This is a genomic window from Syntrophorhabdaceae bacterium, from assembly GCA_028698615.1.
Lineage (GTDB): Bacteria > Desulfobacterota > Syntrophorhabdia > Syntrophorhabdales > Syntrophorhabdaceae > Delta-02.
In genome coordinates this window covers 1-2,759 of sequence record JAQVWF010000118.1, presented here as the reverse complement: position 1 = coordinate 2,759, position 2,759 = coordinate 1, and the positions used below count along the sequence as shown (strand labels likewise).

Here is a 2,759-nt window from a genome sequence, read left to right as displayed (position 1 = left end):
GGATGTCCCCTAACTCCCCCTGTTCGCCGAGTGTCTTCAGGAATTTCTTGACGGTTCTTACGATTTGAACATTGACTTCAACCATATAAAGAGATCCTTGATCGCCGAAAGTTCGTTTTTTGGTGAAGTCTTCTGTGCATTTCTCCCTGAAGCTTCTTTTCTCGTCGGGATATCTCGATTCGAGATTGTATGCAGTGACCGTGATAAGTTGTGTTATGCGCGTTTCGGACAATTCTATGCCCGCCCCCTCTGCGAGGCGGATCAGGTTGTGGGAATACGGCGCTTGCTCGCCCTTCCGGGAAACGTAAAGGGCCTTTGATATCTTCTCGATTGCAGGATGACCAAAAAACAGAGCATAAGAATAATCACCCCTTTTCCAATAAATGGTTGGCGACCTTCAGAGCCTCTTCTGCTCCTTCTTCCCAATATTTCCTGACTTTTTGCTTATCCATCTTCTGAAAAACTAACAGACAGCAAAGAAAAATGCAACCAGGACGTCCCCTGGCTCCCCCAAACCGCGCATCTATAGCATGCATCTGAGGTGATGTTGACAATGATTACAGATGGTGTTATCGTGTTATCATATAGGAGGATGGGATCGGATGATAAGAACGCAGATCCAACTTACCGAGGAACAGGCCTCCAGTGTCAAACAGATCGCGTCGTCAAGGGGAGTGCCGATGGCGGAAGTTATACGTGACGCCGTCGAAGCAGCCATTGCGGCCGGTACGAGGCCCGCTTCCGAGGAGAGACGCAACCGGGCCCTCGCGATCGCCGGCAAATTCAGGTCCGGAAAGAAAGACATATCCCGCAAGCATGACACCTACCTGACCGAGGCTTTCGGTCAATGAGTGTCTTCATAGACACTTCCGCCCTCTTCGCCCTGCTGGACGCCGACGACAACAACCACACCAGGGCAGCCGGGGCATGGCGCGAACTCATCGGTTCCGGGCAGAATCTGGTAACAACAAGCTATGTCCTTGTGGAGAGTTGCGCGCTCATCCAGAACAGATTGGGTTTTGAGGCGGTACGGGGGTTCTGCGATGATCTTGTCCCCGTTCTTTCTGTTGAATTTGTCGCTTCCGATATACATCGACTGGGGACGGCCGCCCTTCTCGCCGCTTCGAGGAAAGGGCTCAGTCTGGTGGATTGCGTCAGTTTTGAGACGATGCGTGAACTGGGCATACGCTCAGTATTCACCTTCGACCGTCATTTTCGCGAGTACGGATTCACAGCCCTGCCCTGATCAGGAACGGCGACATCCTTTGTATTTTCACATTCGTTGTCTTTCACCGAGCCCGGGGCTTCAGCGATTGCATCAAAGAGATTAGCGTTCGTGAAATCAGCTTGACACTATCCTACTTCACATGTCACGGGTTGTTTGCTGTGGTGTGTTCTCTAAGTCGAAACCTTTCTTTAACCCATCGAGCGCGGGGTATCATTGCCGGACAGCCGTTAGCGAAGGATCACGGGACCCGTTGCGGTTTCGGGGAGCGCGGACCGGGCACGAAGTGACCGGGACCGGTGCGTCTGACTGCACCGGGTTGGCAGAAGGCTAATAGCTTATTTCTGCGGATTTCCAGATTACAGTTTCGCTCCCACCTTTGTCCGCAATGAGCATCGAGCGAGCCGAGATCGCATAACGGGTGTGATCCGCAACGTGGCTGCCCGGCAATGATACCCCGCGCGGACCTCTCATGATAAGAAGAAGCAGAAGAAAAAAGACCCAGACGCACAAGCTGGATCCCGGATCAAGTCCGGGATGACGGCAGGCGAGAGTCCGGGATGACGACAAAGAGGACTTTATCGACAGCCACTCAAACCACTCAAACCGCCCCTCAGTCCAATATCTCCTCTTTAATGTCCAGTCTCTTCCCGCAGACCCTGCAATAGTACGTCTCCACCCATATTCTCACACCATCACGATTGATCTTCTGTCCACCATCATAGCGGACATGTTCATTGCAGTTATGCTCTTCCATTTTCTTGCTTTTGTCGCGGTCTTCCATGTCGTTACCTCCCTTGTCATTGTCAGGCGTTCAGCGCCGTTGCGGGGTTGTCGGGGTAATCGGGGGGTGGGCCCGGGTCTTGGAGAAGGGGCAGGGGGTTCAGGGTTCCTGAACGGTAGAAGGATTCTGTCAGTTCTATGCAGACCCAATCCTGCGTGTCACAGTCGATGAGGCGGCGGGCGATGGGTTGGATCAGTTTTCGGTCGATGAGGCGGGCCATGTCGCGGGCGCCGGCCCAGGGTTTGTCGGTGGCTCCCAGGAGGTGGTCGAGGAGGCGGTCTTCGGTGTATATGAGGAAGATGCCTTTCTCCTGGAGGCGCCTTAGTGCTTCGTCCAGTTTCTGGCTCATGATCTTCTTGAGGATCGGAACCGTGGGCGTCTTGAAGATTATGATCTCGTCGAGCCTTCCCAGGAATTCTTCGGGGAAGTATTTTGCGAGGAGGGCGAAGGGGTCGCCGGGGTTTTCCGTCGCCGAGAATCCCAGTTTCACCCTGTCTGTGTCGCGGTGGGTGAGGACGTTCGTGGTGAGGATGGCGACGCAGCGGCTGACGTCGAAGCGCTCTCCCATGCCGGAGGTTATCCTTCCCTCGTCGAGCAGTCCCATGAGGAGCCTGTGGACGTCGGGGTGGGCCTTTTCGATCTCGTCGAAGAGGACGACGCCGCTCGACCTTTCCTGAAGCCAGCGGGTGAGAAGGCCGTCGGCGGTCCCGAGGGAGGAGCCGTAGGGCATGCCGATGAGCTTGTGCACGC

At 54.7% G+C, this 2,759-nt stretch carries 5 protein-coding genes; 2 read left to right on the top strand and 3 right to left on the bottom strand.

Annotated elements, in window-relative coordinates:
• Positions 1–322, bottom strand: a 322-nt coding sequence (locus PHC90_15015; GenBank protein MDD3847658.1) for a hypothetical protein, incomplete at its 3' end; no start/stop codon positions are given.
• A 280-nt stretch (positions 323–602) separates the two neighbouring features.
• Between PHC90_15015 and PHC90_15010 the strand changes: the two genes are divergently transcribed.
• Both PHC90_15010 and PHC90_15005 read left to right on the top strand, forming a co-directional pair.
• Positions 603–851 (top strand): ribbon-helix-helix protein, CopG family, encoded by a 249-nt coding sequence (locus tag PHC90_15010; protein ID MDD3847657.1) that lies wholly within the window; start codon positions 603–605, stop codon positions 849–851.
• Positions 848–1,246 carry a PIN domain-containing protein gene (locus tag PHC90_15005; GenBank protein ID MDD3847656.1) on the top strand — a complete coding sequence of 133 codons (399 nt, stop codon included), beginning with the start codon at positions 848–850 and terminating at the stop codon, positions 1,244–1,246. The genes PHC90_15010 and PHC90_15005 overlap by 4 nt, the downstream gene beginning before the upstream one ends.
• A 592-nt stretch (positions 1,247–1,838) precedes the next feature.
• On the opposite strand, the gene PHC90_15000 is transcribed toward PHC90_15005, so the two are convergent.
• Both PHC90_15000 and PHC90_14995 read right to left on the bottom strand, forming a co-directional pair.
• Positions 1,839–2,009: a hypothetical protein gene (locus tag PHC90_15000; protein ID MDD3847655.1), complete on the bottom strand. Its 171-nt coding sequence runs from the start codon at positions 2,007–2,009 to the stop codon at positions 1,839–1,841.
• A gap of 22 nt (positions 2,010–2,031) precedes the next feature.
• The coding region (locus PHC90_14995) for an AAA family ATPase (protein ID MDD3847654.1) at positions 2,032–2,759 on the bottom strand (728 nt) is incomplete at its 5' end.